The organism is Aurantimonas manganoxydans SI85-9A1 (assembly GCF_000153465.1).
Lineage (GTDB): Bacteria > Pseudomonadota > Alphaproteobacteria > Rhizobiales > Rhizobiaceae > Aurantimonas > Aurantimonas manganoxydans.
Genome location: NZ_CH672387.1, coordinates 615,499 through 631,879, shown reverse-complemented (window position 1 = coordinate 631,879; position 16,381 = coordinate 615,499). Strand labels below are relative to the sequence as shown.

Annotated in this window: 17 protein-coding genes and 2 pseudogenes; 5 read left to right on the top strand and 14 right to left on the bottom strand. The window is 65.9% G+C overall.

Features of this window, described 5'->3' with window-relative positions; all coding sequences use genetic code 11:
• Window positions 1–3: 3 nt before the first annotated feature.
• The 4 genes from SI859A1_RS03110 to SI859A1_RS03095 form a co-directional block, all read right to left on the bottom strand.
• On the bottom strand, window positions 4–873 hold the full coding sequence (locus tag SI859A1_RS03110) for an ABC transporter permease (RefSeq protein ID WP_040325125.1): 870 nt from the start codon (window positions 871–873) through the stop codon (window positions 4–6).
• Window positions 870–1,679, bottom strand: a complete 810-nt coding sequence (locus tag SI859A1_RS03105) for an ABC transporter ATP-binding protein (protein ID WP_009208407.1) — start codon at window positions 1,677–1,679, stop codon at window positions 870–872. The genes SI859A1_RS03110 and SI859A1_RS03105 overlap by 4 nt, the downstream gene beginning before the upstream one ends.
• Window positions 1,679–2,707, bottom strand: a complete 1,029-nt coding sequence (locus SI859A1_RS03100; protein ID WP_009208406.1) for an ABC transporter substrate-binding protein — start codon at window positions 2,705–2,707, stop codon at window positions 1,679–1,681. The genes SI859A1_RS03105 and SI859A1_RS03100 overlap by 1 nt, the downstream gene beginning before the upstream one ends.
• A gap of 62 nt (window positions 2,708–2,769) precedes the next feature.
• Window positions 2,770–3,702: a fumarylacetoacetate hydrolase family protein gene (locus SI859A1_RS03095; RefSeq protein ID WP_009208405.1), complete on the bottom strand. Its 933-nt coding sequence runs from the start codon at window positions 3,700–3,702 to the stop codon at window positions 2,770–2,772.
• Window positions 3,703–3,940: 238 nt separating this feature from the next.
• Between SI859A1_RS03095 and SI859A1_RS03090 the strand changes: the two genes are divergently transcribed.
• A complete protein-coding gene (locus SI859A1_RS03090; protein WP_009208404.1) occupies window positions 3,941–4,621 on the top strand; it encodes a FadR/GntR family transcriptional regulator in 681 nt (226 codons plus the stop codon).
• 7 nt (window positions 4,622–4,628) lie between these two features.
• Here the strand turns inward: SI859A1_RS03090 and SI859A1_RS03085 are convergent, their stop codons facing one another.
• On the bottom strand, window positions 4,629–5,315 hold the full coding sequence (locus SI859A1_RS03085; protein ID WP_009208403.1) for a fumarylacetoacetate hydrolase family protein: 687 nt from the start codon (window positions 5,313–5,315) through the stop codon (window positions 4,629–4,631).
• Window positions 5,316–5,422: 107 nt separating this feature from the next.
• On the opposite strand from SI859A1_RS03085, the gene SI859A1_RS03080 reads away from it, so the two are divergent.
• Window positions 5,423–6,139, top strand: coding sequence for a FadR/GntR family transcriptional regulator (locus SI859A1_RS03080; RefSeq protein WP_009208402.1), 717 nt, complete (start codon window positions 5,423–5,425; stop codon window positions 6,137–6,139).
• 272 nt (window positions 6,140–6,411) lie between these two features.
• Here SI859A1_RS03080 and SI859A1_RS21275 read toward each other — a convergent pair.
• The 3 genes and pseudogenes from SI859A1_RS21275 to SI859A1_RS03070 all read right to left on the bottom strand — a co-directional run.
• Window positions 6,412–6,603: pseudogene (locus SI859A1_RS21275) on the bottom strand (helix-turn-helix domain-containing protein); the annotation flags it as partial.
• Window positions 6,604–6,693: 90 nt separating this feature from the next.
• Window positions 6,694–7,239 carry a DUF488 domain-containing protein gene (locus SI859A1_RS03075; RefSeq protein WP_040325123.1) on the bottom strand — a complete coding sequence of 182 codons (546 nt, stop codon included), beginning with the start codon at window positions 7,237–7,239 and terminating at the stop codon, window positions 6,694–6,696.
• Window positions 7,239–7,448, bottom strand: coding sequence for a hypervirulence associated TUDOR domain-containing protein (locus SI859A1_RS03070; protein WP_040325121.1), 210 nt, complete (start codon window positions 7,446–7,448; stop codon window positions 7,239–7,241). Before SI859A1_RS03070 ends, SI859A1_RS03075 begins: the two co-directional genes overlap by 1 nt.
• Before the next feature lie 197 nt (window positions 7,449–7,645).
• Here SI859A1_RS03070 and SI859A1_RS03065 point away from each other — a divergent pair, with 197 nt between their 5' ends.
• Window positions 7,646–7,876, top strand: coding sequence for a hypothetical protein (locus SI859A1_RS03065; protein ID WP_040325120.1), 231 nt, complete (start codon window positions 7,646–7,648; stop codon window positions 7,874–7,876).
• A 158-nt stretch (window positions 7,877–8,034) separates the two neighbouring features.
• Here the strand turns inward: SI859A1_RS03065 and SI859A1_RS03060 are convergent, their stop codons facing one another.
• Window positions 8,035–8,931 carry a LysR family transcriptional regulator gene (locus SI859A1_RS03060; RefSeq protein WP_040326221.1) on the bottom strand — a complete coding sequence of 299 codons (897 nt, stop codon included), beginning with the start codon at window positions 8,929–8,931 and terminating at the stop codon, window positions 8,035–8,037.
• Window positions 8,932–9,088: 157 nt separating this feature from the next.
• Here SI859A1_RS03060 and SI859A1_RS03055 point away from each other — a divergent pair, with 157 nt between their 5' ends.
• Together SI859A1_RS03055 and SI859A1_RS03050 are read left to right on the top strand one after the other, a co-directional pair.
• Window positions 9,089–9,697 (top strand): glutathione S-transferase family protein, encoded by a 609-nt coding sequence (locus SI859A1_RS03055; RefSeq protein WP_202797877.1) that lies wholly within the window; start codon window positions 9,089–9,091, stop codon window positions 9,695–9,697.
• Between the two features lie 55 nt (window positions 9,698–9,752).
• Entirely contained in the window at window positions 9,753–11,384 is a 1,632-nt protein-coding gene (locus tag SI859A1_RS03050) for a pyridoxamine 5'-phosphate oxidase family protein (RefSeq protein WP_040325119.1), read from the top strand.
• A gap of 46 nt (window positions 11,385–11,430) precedes the next feature.
• On the opposite strand, the pseudogene SI859A1_RS03045 reads toward SI859A1_RS03050, so the two are convergent.
• The 5 genes and pseudogenes from SI859A1_RS03045 to SI859A1_RS03025 form a co-directional block, all read right to left on the bottom strand.
• A pseudogene (locus tag SI859A1_RS03045) lies at window positions 11,431–11,727 on the bottom strand (transposase); the annotation flags it as partial.
• Window positions 11,728–11,747: 20 nt separating this feature from the next.
• Complete coding sequence (locus SI859A1_RS03040) at window positions 11,748–12,740, bottom strand: ABC transporter substrate-binding protein (RefSeq protein ID WP_009208397.1); 993 nt, start codon at window positions 12,738–12,740, stop codon at window positions 11,748–11,750.
• A gap of 40 nt (window positions 12,741–12,780) precedes the next feature.
• Entirely contained in the window at window positions 12,781–14,289 is a 1,509-nt protein-coding gene (locus SI859A1_RS03035; protein ID WP_009208396.1) for an aldehyde dehydrogenase family protein, read from the bottom strand.
• Window positions 14,290–14,352: 63 nt separating this feature from the next.
• Window positions 14,353–15,321, bottom strand: coding sequence for an ABC transporter substrate-binding protein (locus tag SI859A1_RS03030; RefSeq protein WP_148233714.1), 969 nt, complete (start codon window positions 15,319–15,321; stop codon window positions 14,353–14,355).
• Window positions 15,322–15,392: 71 nt separating this feature from the next.
• A complete protein-coding gene (locus SI859A1_RS03025; RefSeq protein ID WP_009208394.1) occupies window positions 15,393–16,346 on the bottom strand; it encodes an ABC transporter substrate-binding protein in 954 nt (317 codons plus the stop codon).
• Window positions 16,347–16,381: the final 35 nt, after the last annotated feature.

Here is a 16,381-nt window from a genome sequence, read left to right as displayed (position 1 = left end):
GCCCTAGCCCTCCGTCAGGGCCGAGACCCGTTCCTTGTGCCAGAACACGAAGCGGCGCTGGACCCAGGTCACGAAGGCGAAGAGCCCGAGCCCCACGAAGGACAGGTAGAAGATCAGCGAGAACACCCGCGGCGTGTTCAACTGGCTGGCCGCGATGCGGATCAGCTCGCCGAACCCCTTGCCACCGCCGAGAAACTCGGCGGTGATCGCCCCTGCCATGACGCCGACCGAGCCGATCTTCAGGCCGGTGAAGATCTGCGGCAGCGCCATCGGCAGCTTCATCTTGGTCAGCGCCTGCCAGCGTGTGGCACCCATCGTCTTGAACAGGTTGCGGCTGTTGGTGTCGGCAGCATGCAGCCCGGCAGCTGTTCCCACCACGATGGGGAAGGTCGCGATGAAGGCGCCCAGGGCCACCTTGCTGTCGATGTCGAAGCCGAGCCAGGCGACGAAGAGCGGCGCGAAGGCGACCTTGGGCATGGTGTCGATGGCCACGAGATAGGGCATGATTGCCCGCTCCCCGAAGGCCGTCTCGCCGACGATCACGCCGAGGCTGAAGCCGATCGCGATGGCGAGGAGGAAGCCATAGAACACCTCCTTCAGCGTGATCCAGAGCGCCGGCAGCATGTAGCCGCCGGTCAGGATATTCTCGCCGACGAAGATCATGTCGGCCAGCGTCTCGCCAGGCGTCGGCAGGATGATCGGGCTGACGAGGCCAAAACGGGTGATGAGGTCCCAGGCCAGCACGAAGACGCCGAACACGAACAGCATCTGGATGCTGCGCGGCACGCTGTCCAGCCAGCCGACATGGACCGTCCAGACGGTATCGTCCTCCGCCGTCGGCGCCCGATCGGCGATCCGTTCGAGACCCGTCATATGAATGCCTCCTTGTCCAGACGGCTCCGGATATGTTCGACGATCTCGCCGAATTTCGGCGTCGTCATCATGTCGAGCGTGCGGGGACGGGGCAGGTCGATCTCGACCACTTCGGCAATCCGGCCGGGGCGCGGCTTCATCACATAGACCACGTCCGACAGGATCACCGCTTCCTGGATCGAGTGGGTGACCAGGAAGGCGGTCGCGTTGCGTGACATGCAGATGCGCTGCAGCTCCATGTTCATGAAGTCGCGGGTCAGTTCGTCCAGCGCGCTGAATGGCTCGTCGAGCAGCAAGACGGCGGGCTCGGTGATCAGCATCCGGCAGATCGAGGCGCGCTGCGCCATGCCGCCGGACAGATCGCCGGGATAGGAATTCTCGAAGCCCTTCAGGCCGACCAGTTCGAGAAGTTCGCGGGCCGGCTCCTGCGCGGCCTTGGCGGCCGCCCGTCCATCGCGGATCTCGATCGGCAGCACGATGTTCTGCAGCGTGGTGCGCCAGGGAAACAAGGTCGCCTGCTGGAACATCATGCCGATGTCGCGGCGCGGGCCGGTCACGGGGCGGTCCTGGAGAACCACCCGCCCCATGGATGGCGGGATCAGTCCCGACATGATCTTCAGCAAGGTCGACTTGCCGCAACCACTGGACCCGATCACGGCCGAGAAACTGCCCCGGGTCAGGGTCAGATTGACCCCTTCCAGTGCCGTGATCGCATTGCGGGCGTAGGTCTTGCCCACGTTTCGGAGCTGATAGACGAGTTCGCTACGGCTCTCCGTCGGCTCGATCAGGGTTGCGGCAGCCTGCATTACTGTGCGCTCCCGTTGACCTTCATCGTGAAGTCATTGGTGTACGCTTCGGTCAGTTCGGCCAGCGGCTCGGCCATTTCACCACCGGTGACCTGGACCTCCTGCCATTCTTCCCAGACTTCGGGCGGCTGGTAACCGAGGCCCTTGGACTGGTCGACCGGGACGGTCTTGCTGCGCACCGCATCGAACAGGGCCGCGGCGAAGTCGCGATCCTCGCTCTCCTGCGGATTGCCGGTCGCCATGTGCTCCAGCACCTTGTCGCGATTGGCATCATCCAGCGCGAAGACATGACCCTTGTGGATCGCCCGCACGAACTTCTCGACCAGTTCCGGGTCGTTGCGGATCAGCTCGCCGGTGGTGGCGAAGCCGTTGCCGAAGAAGCGGGCGTATTCCGGCGGGGTGATGTCGCGCACCGCCTGCCCGCGCTGGTTCAGGATCGCGGCATCCGCGGTCGAGGACGAATAGGCGGCGATGGCATCCTGCGAAAAGGCCGCGACGGCAGGGCCGCCGTCACCGACGGTCAGGAAGGTGTAGTCGGTGCCTTCCTCCAGGCCCGAGCCCGACAAGACGTTGCGGGCAAATCCGACCTCGGCCCCATCCGCCGTGCCGGTACCGACGACCTTGCCCTTGAGCTCTTCCGGCGCCTGGATCTCGCTGGCTTCCGGCACGACGATGCCGAAATTGGAGCGGGCGGCGAAATTGTAGATGAACACCACGTCGACATCGCGGCTGCGGGCGGCGAGGACAGGTCCGGGACCCGGCCGGCCGAACTGTGCCTGGCCCGAGGACAGGGCCTGCAGGACGGCGCCGGAGCCGTTGATCGCCTCGACCGAGACGTCGAGACCTTCCTCCGCGAAATACCCTTCGCCGATGGCCACGAACACGTTGAACGAGTTGATGGCGGAGGGGCTGGGCTGGACGAAGGTGACCTTCGTCATGTCCTGTGCGGACGCTGTGCCCGCCATGGCCAACGGTGTTGCCGCCATCGCCCCGGCCAAGAGCGCTGTGAAGATTCGTCTGTTCAGCATGTCATTCCTCCCAGAATGTTAGATGCGCAGTCTCCTACCTCCAGCTCTGTCGGCCGGTTGGTTCATGCTGGGCGGACCGTGTTGGTCAGACGCCCGATTCCATCGATTTCGCAGACCACCTCGTCGCCATCCGTCAGGAAGCGGGGCGGCTCCATGGCATAGCCGACGCCCGACGGCGTGCCGGTCGCCAGGACATCGCCCGGCTCCAGCGTCAGCCCCTCCGAGAGCGACGCGATCAGCGCGGGAATGTCGAAGATCATCTGCGCCGTCGTGCTGTTCTGGCGACGCTCGCCATTCACGAACAGCCGCAGGCCGGTGTTCTGCGGGTCGGGGAATGCGTCCTTCGTCACCACCACCGGCCCCATCGGGCAGGACCCGTCGAGCCCCTTCCCCTTGAAGTACTGACCGCCATGGCGGCGCTGCACGTCGCGCGCGGTGACATCGTTGAGGATGGTGTATCCGAAGACGTGCGCGTAGGCGTCGTCCCTGGCGATGTCGCGGCCCGCCTTGCCGATGATGACCGCGAGCTCGACCTCGTAGTCGATATGGGTCGAGACATGGGGAAACAGCGGAATGGTCGCGCCCTCCCCGATCACCGCCGTCCTCGGCTTGGTGAAGAAGACCGGCACCTCGGTGACGTTCACGACGGCGTTCTGCGCCCGGGCGCCCTCGGCGATGTGCTCGGCGTAATTGCGCCCGACGCAGAAGACGTTCTTTTCCGGACGTGGCAGCGGCGCGAGCATTTCGGCTTCGCCCGACGCGACGATCAGGGCCGCAAGCGCCGCCTCGCCAGCCTCGGCCGCGGAAACCATCCTGGCCAATGCCGCCAGCGCCGCATCCCCGCCCTCGACCAGCGCCTGGAGACGCCCGTCCAGCAGCGCCGGCTCGCTCGACCCCGTCGCCGCCGCGGCGGCCGCCACCGGCAGATACCCTCCGGCGGGCATCTCCACCGCGCAGGCCGGTCCCGAAGAGAGCTTGATCGTAGCAAGACGCATTGGTTCAGATGTCCATCGTTTTGAAGGCGTACAGGCAGTTGGCGATGCCACGATGCCGGACTGGCGACCACCGGACGAAAAGGCACTATGTCACGGCGAATACACAGCAATTACAGTGTGTCGGGCCCTGTTGACCGGCCCGGCAGGCGTCTGACTTGACGAAGCGATGCTAGCAGGTTTTCTGGCGCCGGATAGTTTTCGCATTTAACCAATGCGACAATTGGTCTAGCATCGCGCCATGATCACCGTGTCCCTGGCCGAGCAGATCAAGCAGTACATCGCCGAGCGGCGCTTCCGTCACAACGAACGGCTGCCGCCGGAACGCGAGCTGAGCCGGGAGTTCGGCGTCACCCGCGGCGAACTGCGCAAGGCCCTGGCCGAACTGGAGAGCGACGGCCTGATCTGGCGGCATGTCGGCCGCGGCACCTTCATCGGCGCGCGCTCCGTCCTGAACCTCGCCGACATGGCCTATCTGGGCGAACTGGCGAGCCCCGCCCAGGTGATCGCCGCCCGCCTTGCGGTCGAGCCCGAACTGGCGCGGCTTGCGGCGGTCCACGGGACGCGGTCGGACTTCGAGGAAATTGACGCCTGCCGCGTCCGCTGTCGTACAGCTTCCGACTGGCGCAGCTACGAGGCGTGGGACAACAAGCTCCACCACGCCGTCGCCAAGGCGACCCACAACAAGCTGCTGATCCACCTGTTCGACATGTTGAATGTGGTGCGGCGGTCGACAGTCTGGGGACAGCCGCGCACCACCAGCCTGCCGTCCCGCGACCACAAGAGTTTCCCGGAACACGACGCGATCTGCGCGGCCATCGAGGCCCGGGATGCCAATGGTGCCGCACAGTGCATGCGCGTCCATCTCGATTCCGTGCGCGACCGGGTGCTGCCGGCCATTTCGGGCCGACAGCGGGTCTGATGGAGGATCAGGCGACGGTGACTTTCAGGTCGCCCACACCGGCGACATGGCATTCCATGACGTCGCCCTTGACCACGGCGCCGACGCCCGAGGGCGTGCCGGTCATGATGACGTCGCCGGCCGCGAGCTCGAAATAGTCCGACAGATAGGAGATCATCTCGGGCACCTTCCAGATCATCTGGTTGAGGTCGCCGGTCTGCTTCGCCTCGCCGTTCACCTTGAGCTCGACGAGGCCGGACGCGGGGTGCCCGACCTCCGACACCGGACGCAGGGCGCTCACCGGGGCCGAGGCCTCGAACGCCTTGCCGATTTCCCAGGGGCGGCCCATCTTCTTGGCCTCGCCCTGCAGGTCGCGCCGCGTCATGTCGAGGCCGACGCCATAGCCCCAGACGTGATCGAGCGCCGCATCCACCGGGATGTTCACGCCACCCGACTTGAGCGCCACGACCATTTCGATCTCGTGATGCACGTCCTCGGATTTGGGCGGATACGGAAAACTGTCGCCGACCGCCAGGTTGTTCGGGTTCTTCTGGAAGAAGAACGGCGGCTCCCGGTCCGGATCATGCCCCATCTCGATGGCATGGGCGGCGTAATTGCGGCCGATGCAATAGACGCGGCGAACGGGGAACTCCGCGTCCGACCCTTCGATCGGAAGGGTGACGACCGGGGGCGGATTGATCGCGTAGTTCGGCATGAAGACGGCTCTCCTTGAAGCAACGATGTCCTTGCATCCCAGATTCCACCCGGCTAATCAATCGAAATCAATCTGCGATCATCAAACCAATAGAGACCGTTTTGGCCATGCTCGACGATTCCAGCCCGCCGGCACAGCGCGCCGATGTCCCGGACGGGCAATTGTCGGGCCAGTCGGCCCTGGCGCAATTGCGCGCCTTCATCGCCGACCGCGGGCTGCAGCCGGGCCAGCGCCTGCCGCCCGAACGTGTCCTGTGCGTCGAACTCGGACTGAAGCGCAGCGATCTGCGCCAGGCGCTGGGCGTGCTGGAGCAGGAAAACCGGCTGTGGCGGCATGTCGGCAAGGGCACCTTCCTCACCGATCAGGAGCCCGATGACGCCGCCGGCCCCTTCGACCAGCTGGCCCGCAAGGTCAGCCCCGCCGACGTGATGCGCGCCAGGGCGGCGCTGGAGCCGGCGATCGCCCGCGACGCGGCGCTGCACGCCTCGGCCTCGGCGATCGGCCGGCTGCAACTGACCACGGACCGCACGCGGCAGGCCGCGACATGGCGGGAATACGAGGCGCTGGACAACGAGTTCCACCGCCAGATCGCCGAGGCCAGCGGCTCGACCACGCTTCTGGCGCTGTTCGACCAGCTGAACACCCTGCGGCGCATGGTGTCCTGGGGCCGCGTGGTGCGCGAGGGCCCGCGCCCACCGGCCGAGCATGGCAGCTTCGCCGAACACGACCGCGTCGTCGACGCCATCGCCCAGCGCAGCCCCGACGCCGCCCAGAACGCCATGCGCACCCATCTGCGCTCCGTCGAAGACCGCCTGTTGCGCTAGCCGATCGGGGCGGACGCGATCCGGACATTGCCGCACCATGTGCAATCTCACGGCAACGGTGTCGCGCGCTGTCAGGTCTTCGATGCCGCAGGCGTGAAGGGATGAAACCACTCTTCTACAGTCAGCGGGCTCGGCAGGCCGCGCCCGGGGTGCTGATGCGGGACGGCTGAGAGGAACCGCAAAGTCTCCGGTCCAGTCCAGAGACCAAACCACGTACGGCCTCCCAGCGGGAAGAAAATCTTCTAGAGCGGTTCATGTTTTGACGGAAGCGCATCGAGCACCCGCTTGCGGTGCGCACCATCTTGCGCGGCGCCACCGAGCCGGTCTGACGGTAGCGCTGCGACCACTTCACCGCCGAGGAAACCGCCACATGGAACCGACTGGCGGCTGACCGGCAACTCTCGCCCGCCAGAACCGCATCCACAACGCGCTCACGCAGATCATTGGAAATGAGGTCGGGTCATCGATGCTGGCTTCCGACTCCAGCCAGCATCTTGAATCACACATCACGCCCCAACGGGATCCGCACGGATCCCATCAGCCGATGAACCGCTCTAATCCTGATCTGCCTGGGCCGGATAGACGATTCTTCCGTCTGCGGTCTTCTCCGCTCCCGGCGTCGGGGTGGCGGGGTCGATGCGGCCGGGGGCCATCAGGTGATCGACACGGTGCCCGTTGAACAGGAGATAGTCCGTGATGATCCGGCGGTGGCAACGCCACCAGACTGCCTCCGAGCACATCATGGCGATACGCTGATCTCGACCACGGCTCACAAGGTCCTCGAACGCAGACGCAAACGCTTCGCCGAGGGCGTAGTCCGCGTAATTGTGGAAGCTCTGTAGCCGCCACATGGCGTTGCAGCATTCATTGACGCCGGATTGTTTGCGACGTCGACCTCCGAGATCGGGCGCGTGCAAATAGCCGATCTGAACCCGTCCGAGCTCATCCGGGAAGCTGTCGATATTGTAGACCGGATTGCTGCGGGAGCGCGGAAAGGAGCGAACGTCCACGAGGAGGCCAACCCGGGCATCCCGCAGCATCCGGATGGTCTCCTTGAGGTCGCGGTTCGAATGACCGATGGTCGTGAACTGCGCGACCATCAATCCACCTTCGTCAGCGCACTCTCCTTGTGCGCCGCGATATGGTCGGTCTTGTCGCTCTCGATCTCGTATTGGGGGTCATCTTTCGACGCGCGGCGACGGTGACCCTTGTAGTCGAAATCGGCATGGTGGACCCTGAGGATCCTCCCGGTCACATGACCGGCTTCGGAATTCCAGCTGACGTGGTCGCCTTCGGAAAACTTCGCCATTCCGTCCTCCTTCTGCAGCGAAATTCCTCCTGTGCCGCATTGTTCCGATCGGCTGGCGAACCGGACAGGATCCGGCGGAATGGTCCGCGCAGAGCGGCGGCGACGGCCAGCGACATCGCGCTGACAATCGTCTCGGCGCAGCTGGCCTCGTCGCTATCGCAGACTCATATAGCCTCCGACGCAACGCGGAGATGACCATGGCAGAACACGAAGTCGAGCAGACGCGGAACGACACGCTGATTGCCGAGAAGGGCGAGCGCGCGATCTACAGATTCGAGATCAGGAAGCCAGACGGCATCTGGACGCCCATGTTTCGGGGGCAGGACACGATTCATGACGCTCAGGGTAGCGACGTGGCTGCTCCGGCGCATCCGACCTTCCCGACCGAAGAGCAGGCCCGGGAGTGGCTGACGGCTCGCACGGACTGACGCACCGGTCGTCCGCAGCATTTGCCGAATTTCGAGTGCGGGGGCGGTCCGGCAGCCCTGTGTCCGCGGCCTGGGTCTGATCGGCCTTTCACGGACAGATGCGGATCAGCCTTCGTCTCTCCTCCATGCGAGCAGATGCGGTTGGGTGACGGCCTGAATCATCTCAGCACCGCAACCTGACGCAGGCGGTCGGCGGCGAAGTCGACGAAGGCGCGGACCTTCGCGGCGGCGCGGCGGCCCTCGACATGGACGAGATGGATCGGCAGCGGTTCGGGCTCGTGATCGGCGAGTACCGTCTGCAGGGTTCCGTCCTCCAGATCGGGCCCGATCTGGTAGGACAGCACCCGGCACAGGCCCCAGCCGCTGCGCACGATGGCGATCGACGCGGCCACGCTGCTGACCGTCAGGCGCGGCTCCACCCTGACGATCCGGGTTCCGTTCGGGCCGAACCGCCACGTCCGGGCCTGACCGTCGGGCATGGTCGCGACGAGGCGGTGGCGCGCCAGATCTGCCGGGTCTCGCGGAATTCCGTGCTCGGCGAAATAGGCCGGCGCCCCGCAGACCACCCGGCGGACCTGGCCGATCCGCACCGCGGCGAGATCCGAGGACGCCAGGGGACCGATCCGCAGGGCGACATCGATCCCTTCCTCGACGAGATTCACGACCCGGTCGACCATCAGCACCTCGGCGCTCATCCCCGGAAAGACATCCAGGAACCCGGTCAGCAACGGCGCGATGTAGATCCGCCCGAACTCCTGCGGACAGGTGATGCGAAGGTGCCCGACCGGTTTGCCGGCCGCCCCGGCGGCGGACTCGTCGGCGGCCTGCAGATGGGCGAGGACTTCGCGCACCTCCGCCAGATATCGCCGCCCCACATCGGTCAGCCGAACCTGCCGCGTCGTGCGGGTGAACAGCCGTGCGCCGAGCCTTGCTTCAAGCGCGTTGACGCCCCGCGTGGCCGACGGACCGCTCAGCCCCAGGGTCCGGGCACCACCGGCGAAGCTCTCCGCCTCGGCGACGGCAACGAACATCCTGAGAGACTGCAGCCGATCCACCCCGATCTCCATTGCTTCGAAAACTGCAATAGTGCGCTGCAGACTTCGCCCATTCTTCCGGAAGATGAGCATCGCTAGCTTGTCGGCGAGACGCAAGCCACGCCCATCCGAAGGAACGCGATCCATGCGCCAGGACAGCTCTTCAGCCACCCAACCGGTGACCCTCTATCGCAACCCGAAATCCGGCCATTGCCACAGGGTGGAGCTGATGCTCCGCTTCCTGGGTCGGCCCTATGTGACGGTCGACCTCGACATGGCGAATGGGGCGCACAAGCAGCCGGACTTCCTGGTGCTCAGCCCGCTTGGACAGGTGCCGGCGATCGAGGACAACGGCGTCAGGCTGGCGGATTCGAACGCCATCATCACCTATCTCGCCTTGCGCTACGGCGACGGCCCGGCGTGGAGCGGCCGCACGCCGGTCGAGGCGGCGGAGGTTCAGCGCTGGCTGTCGATTGCCGCCGGCGAGATCGCCTCCGGTCCCTGCGCAGCGCGGCTGGTGCCCCTCTTCGGCGCGAAGCTCGACCACGATCTGGCCAAAGCGCGGGCGCATGCGCTCTTCGCCGTGATGGAGACCCATCTCGACGGCCGCGACTGGCTGGCCGCCGACCGCCCGACCCTCGCCGACGTCGCGGGCTACAGCTACATCGCCCATGCGCCGGAGGGCGGGGTCAGCCTCGCCCCCTACCCCCAGCTCCGTGCCTGGCTCGCCCGGATCGAGGCGCTCCCGGACTTCCTCGGCATGCCCCGGTCGCCGGCGCTGGCCTGACCCTTTGGCACGCGCCCGCCCTCGGGTGGTTCTGCAGCGGTCTGGAGATGCACCAATGGACTCCCCCACCTTCCATGCCGGCGAACTGGAAGCACAGCGCCGGGCCGGCGTCGGTGACGTCGCGGCCGCGGCCGCGGCCGCCGGCTTCATCCGCGACCGGATGCCCGAGCAACACCGGGCCTTCTTCGCGTCGCTGCCGTTCCTCGTCATCGCGAGTGGCGACGAAACCGGCCAGCCTTGGGTGTCGATCATGGAGGGGCCGGAAGGCTTCGCCACCTCGCCGAACCCGCGCCAATTGCGGTTGGCGGCCAGCCTCGACCGGGCGGACCCGCTAGCTGCCACACTCGCCGCCGGCAGCGAGATCGGCATGCTCGGCATCGCGCTCGCCAGTCGCCGGCGCAACCGACTGAACGGGTTCATCCGGCCCGAGGGGACGGGATATGTCGTCCACGTCCACCAGAGCTTCGGCAATTGCCCGCAATATATCCACGCGCGCGAATGGCGCCGGGTCGAAGCCCGTCAGGCCCCTCCCGCTCGGCTCTCCGACCGGCTGCAGCCATCCCACAAGGCCTGGATCGCGGCTGCGGATACGCTCTTCATCGGCTCGGGCGTCCGGGCCGGCGGCGGCCGCACGGCAGGTGGCTTCGATGCCTCCCATCGCGGCGGCGAGCCGGGTTTCGTGCAGGTCGCGAAGGATGGTTCCCTGCAGATCCCGGACTATCCCGGCAACAATTTCTTCAACACGATCGGCAATCTGGTTCGCGACCCCAGGGTCGGGCTGCTGTTCGTGTCCTTCGAGACCGGCAGCCTTCTGCAGATCGCCGGGCGGGCGCGGATCGACTGGGGTGCGGCGGGCAGCGACGATCCGCAGGCGCGGCGCATGATCCGCGTCGCGATCGATCGCGTGGTGGAGCGTCCAGGTGCCCTGTCCCTGCGCTGGCGCCGGGACGGCTTGGAAGCGCTGAAAATGACGGTGATCGACAAGGTCGTCGAAAGCGATGCCATCACCTCGTTCCATCTCGCCCCCCGGGAGGGCGGGCCGCTGGCGCCGTTCCAGCCGGGCATGCATCTTCCGGTCGCACTGACGGACCCCGGACAGGCGGGCCCGGTGCGGCGCAGCTATTCGCTGTCCGGCAGCCCAACGGCCGAACATTACCGCATCAGCGTCAAGCGGGAGGACCGGGGCACCGTCTCGCGTGTCCTCCACGATGAGATCGCTGTGGGCGACACGATCATGACGGGGCGGCCGGCGGGTGCCTTCCAGGCCCCGTCCAGCAACAGCCCGCTGGTGTTGGTCAGCGCCGGGGTCGGTGTCACGCCCATGCTCTCGATGCTGCATGCCGCCGTGGAAAGCGGTTCGGGCCGGCCGACCCGGTTCGTCCACGGCACCCGAAACCGGCGCAGCCACGCCTTTGCCGCCGAAATCGACGCGCTTATCGCGACGGGCGCACCCATCGAGCGGCTTGTCTATTACAGCGCCCCGGAGGCTTCGGACGGGCCGGGCGTTCACTTCGACAAAGCCGGGCGGATCACGGCGGCGGACCTCATCTCCCTCAATGCGGGTGCGGATGCCGACTACATGCTCTGCGGTCCCGAGCGCTTTCTCGCGGACATCCATGCGGGCCTGACAGCCCGCGGCGTCGATCCCGGCCGGATCCATTTCGAGACCTTCGGTCCCGGCGGATGAGACGCGGACCGGACGGCGAAACAGCTCCCCGACACGCCAGAGCGGCTCATGTTTTGACGGAGCCGTATCCGGCATTGGCGAAGTGGTTTGCGCATTCGCCGGGCTGGATGGTTTCGACCAGGGCGCCGAGATGGCGCCAGGTATCCTCGATGCTGCGCTTCTCGGCCCTGCGCATCCAGTGCTTGATCTTGGCGAAAGCCTGCTCGATGGGATTGAGGTCGGGCGAGTAGGCCGGCAGGTAGCGCAGGCTGGCACCGGCCGACCGGATCAACTGCCGGATGGCAGCCGATTTGTGACTGCCGAGATTGTCCATGACGACGATGTCGCCGGGCTTGAGGACCGGCTGACCAATTAGACAGGATATCAGATCAGATGTGTTTCGAGACTGGATGGATGAAAGAGGTCCTCGGGCACGAGGCGGCGCGAGGACAGGCCCTGAGCATGATGGTGGTCGAGAAAAATGTCCAGCTGTTCGCGATTTCGGGCGTAGCCATAGGACCAGAAATCTGCGCCCATCAGCTGGTGCGCTTCGCGCAGGCGCTCTTCCACAAAAGGCAGCGTCACCTTGGTGGCGGACGTATCACTAAGCCGGCGTTGTGCGACAACCTTGGCCTGCGTGAAGGCCTTCAACAGAGCGCCCGCGAGCCAGGGATGCTCATCGGATAACTCACGACGCAGGCCGGTGAGATGCATTATCGGAAAGATGCCGGTGCGCTCGTAGTAGTCGGTGGCTGCCCGGGTCGGATCTTCGAAAAGCCATCGCACGCCCGCCTCGCCCCGATCGTACGCTGAAGGTGCGCGCGGCGTCAGAATTGCATCAATCTCACCCGCAAGGAGGAGGTCGGAGAGGGAGCGACCTTCCGGCGCGCTCTCCAACCGGACGCCCTCGGGCAGATCGATCGCGATCTTCTCCGGCCGGCCCGGCTGCTCAATGCCCCCACGCACCCAGGTGATCTCGCTGGGATCCAGCCCGTATTCGTCCTTGAGGATTACCCGGCCCCAGACGCAGGCGGTCAACTGGTATTCCGGCACGCCGACCCGCTTGCCGCGCAGGTCCTGCGGTTTGGTGATGCCAGCCGAAGCGTTGACATAGAAGGAAGTGTGGCGGAAGGCCCGGGACAGGAACACCGGGATCCCGACATAGGGACAGTCGTCCCGCGCAGTTTTAACCGAAAACGAACTCAACGACAGCTCGGAGACGTCGAATTCGGCATGCCGAAAGGCCCGGAAGAAGATCTCCTCGGGATCGAGTGTCATGAAGACCGGGTCGACGCCGTCGATCTGGACGGTGCCGTCGATCAGCGGACGCGTGCGGTCGTAATCGCCAACGGCGATGGACAGTTTCAGCTTGCTCATGTGATGGTTCCGTTCGAACTGCCCTGAAGCGGGCCGAGTATCAGACCGCGCCTCTGACGAGCCGAGTGCGGCTAGGGTTCAGGCGCAGATGGACGTTCTTCTCGCGGGTATAGGCGAGGAGTTCCTCGAGGCATTCCTCGCGCCCGAGGCCGGACTGCTTGACGCCGCCGAAGGGCGCGCCGAGAAAATGCTTGGAGACGTCGTTGATCCAGACATAGCCGGCCTCGACCTCGCGGGCGGTGAGATGCGCCTGATGGAGATCGTCGGTCCAGATCGAGCAGGTCAGCCCATACTCGACGGCGTTGACCTCTTCCAGCATCGCCGCCTCGTCGCGCCAGGGCGCGATCGCCAGCACCGGACCGAACACCTCCTCGCGGGCTATCCGCATCGTCGGCGTAACGTCCGCGAAGACAGTCGGCTCGATGAAGAAGCCGTCCTCCAGCGCCGGATCACTTGGATGGCCGCCGCCGGCGACGAGCCGAGCGCCTTCCGCCTTCGACGCTGCGATGAACTCTTTCACCCGCTCGTACTGCATCCGACTGACGATTGCGCCCATGGTGGTAGACGGATCGGTCGGGATCCCCGGCCGGTAGGCGGCGCAGGCTTCCGCGAGGTGGGCGAGCACATCCTCGTAGATCGCCGCGTGGATGAAGCCGCGGCTGGTCGAGCCGCAGGACTGGCCGCACCAGGTGAAGTTCATGCCTGCGGCCAGCGCCCGCGCCACCTCACGTGGATCGGCGTCGGGATAGGCAATCAGCGCGTTCTTGCCGCCAAGTTCGAGCAGAAGCGGCTTGATCGTCTCGGCCGCCGACCGCATCACCGCCTGGCCGGTGCGCACGCTGCCGATCAGCGAGACCATGGCGACGTCGCGGTGGCCGGACAGCACCTCGCCGACCTCGCGCCCGCCCGGCAAGAGGTTGAAGACGCCTGGCGGGAGCAGCCCGTCGATCAGCTCGGCAAAGCGCAGTGAGGAGAGCGGCGCCTGCTCCGGCGGCTTGACCACCACGGTGTTGCCGGCGGCGAGAGGCGCCGCGATCTTGCCGGCGCAGAACATGAAGGGATGGTTGAAGGGCATGATTTTGGTGACGACGCCATGCGGCTCGCGTAGCGAAAAATTCACCGAACCCGGGCCCATGGGGATCGATGCGCCCTTCATCTCGGTGACGAGGCCGGCGAAGAAGTCCAGCTGGGCGCTGGCGATATCGGCATCGCCCAGCATCGCCGTCATCGGGTTGCCGCAGTCGGCGGCGTCGATGGTGGCGAGTTCGCGGGCGTTTTCACGGACGATGGCCGCGATGCTGCGCAGGATTTTCGCCCGCTCGTTCGGCGTGACGTCGCGCCACTCCCGGAAGGCCGCCTTGGCCGCGGCGATCGCCGCCTCGGCATCCGCGGCGCCGGCTTCGGCGACAGTTCCGAGGGACTGTCCCGTGCCGGGACTGGTCAGCTCGACATGCCGGCCGGACGCGGGCTCGCGCCAGGCGCCGGCGACGTAGAGCCCGCGCTGGCTGGGCAAGAGGGTGGTGATGGGGTCGTTCGGCTCGTCTAGCATGCTGCCTCCGAAATCGGCAATGCAAAAGTGAGCGGCCGGCCGCGAGCAGCCGGCGCGCGGGATTTATTCGCTATGGCCGGCGGGATACTGGATCAGCTCGTCCAGCTGCGCCTCGGTCAGCACTTTGGGGATGAACTTCAGCCGGACGGCATCGGCCATGGCGTCGTCCATGCCGCTGAGCCTATCGATCCGCAGGTTCTCCTTGGGGTAGAAGTCGTCGCGGGTCTTCTCCGCCACCTCGACCGGCACCTCGACCCACTTGGCATAGGCCTCCACCGCTTTCGGATCGGAATACATGTAGTCGAGCGTCTCGGCATAGGCTTCGACGTAGCGCTTTATCTCGTCCTCCTTTGCCTCAAGGACCGACGCCGAGGTGATCATAAGACGCACGGTCTGATTGCGGAGGGATGGGACATCGCTGCCGCGCGCGATGACGCGGATCTTGCCGTCCTGCAGTTCCTGCACACCCCTCGGCGGAGCCGACCAGCCGATGTCGACCTGGCCCGACATCGCTTGGGTCCAGGTGGAGGCTGGGCTGCCGGTCGCGACCGGTTCAGCCTCGATGCCGAATTCCTGCATCAGCCCGAGCACCATAGTGTTGGTGGAGGAGCCATTCGAGGAAAAGGCGACAGTCTTGTCGCCGGCGTCCTTGAAGGACTGCACCGGCGAGTCCGCCGACACGTACCAGAAGAGGTCGTTGGCGCCGGTGGTGGAGTTGGCGATCGCCCGAACCGGCGCGCCCTTTGAAAAGGCGCTGAGGATGCCGGAGGTTCCGACGCCCACACCGATGTCGACGCTCCCCGAAATGACCGCCTGCATCGTCTCACCGCCGCCTTGCGTGTAGAGGATGTCGAGCTTCAACCCGTGCTTGGCGAAGATGCCCGCCTGCTGCCCGAGTTCAGCCGGAGAGTTCTCCCAGTTGCCCCGCTGGCCGATGGCCAGCCTCAGCATGTCGAGTTCCTGGGCCATGGCCGTGCCGCCCGACAGCGTCGAAGCCAGCACCAGGCAGACCTTCAGAAATGTCCTGCGCATTGTCATTCCTCCCGTTTGGTTTGTTGCCCAGAAACCTGCCGGCGGACCTCCCCCGCCGGCAGGCAATAGCGCTACTGTCGCGCCGGAATCTGGATGAGTTCTGCCAGCTGCGCGTCGGACAGCTTCTCCGTCAGCACCTTGTGCTTGACGGCATCCTCCATCAACGCAGGCATGCCGGACATCTCGTCCGGGTCGATCAGTGACTGCGGGAAGAACTCATCACGGATGCGCTTCGCCGTCGGGACGTCGGTGTCGGCGAATTCGGCATAGGTCTGGAGTGCCTCGTCGCCGGAATACATCCAGTCGATCGTCTCGCGGTAGGCAGCCATGAAGCGCTGCAGCTCGTCCGGACGCTCTGCCATGAACTGTTGGTTGGCGATCAGGGTGCGGATCGACTGGTTGCGGATCGCCTCAATGTCGTTGCCGCGGGCGATGATGCGGATCTTGCCCTCGTCGAGGGCATCGAAGCCGAAGGGCGGCGAGGACCAGCCGACATCAACCTGGCCGGTCATCACCGGGGTGAAGGTCGCCGCGGGACTGCCGGTCGCGACCGGCTGAGACTTCAGGCCGTATTCGTTGATGAAGCCGAGCACCATCGAATTGGTCGACGAGCCGTTGGTCGAATAGGCAATCGTCGTGTCGGCGTCGGCGTCCTTCAGCGACTGCAGTTTGGAGTCGGCAGGCACGTACCAGAAGTCCGCTGCGCCGGTCGCCTCGGCGCCGATGATGCGGACCGGGGCGCCCTTGGAAAAGGCGCCGAGGACACCAAGGGTGCCGGCCGCAACGCCGATGTCGACGCTGCCGGAGATCACCGCCTGCATCGTCTCGCCGCCGCCTTGGGTGTAGAGCAGGTCGAGCTCGAGGTCGTGCTTTGCGAAGATGCCGGCGCGCTGTCCGAGCTCGGCGACCGCGGTGTCCCAGTTGCCGCGCTGTCCGACCGCGAGCTTAAGGTTATCGGCAGCAATGGCCTCGCCCGCCATCGCAGAGGCGAGCAGCCCTGCAAGGATAAGTGTCGTCGTTTTCATGTATTCCTCCCTGTGTGTAGAATAACCGCGGGCGT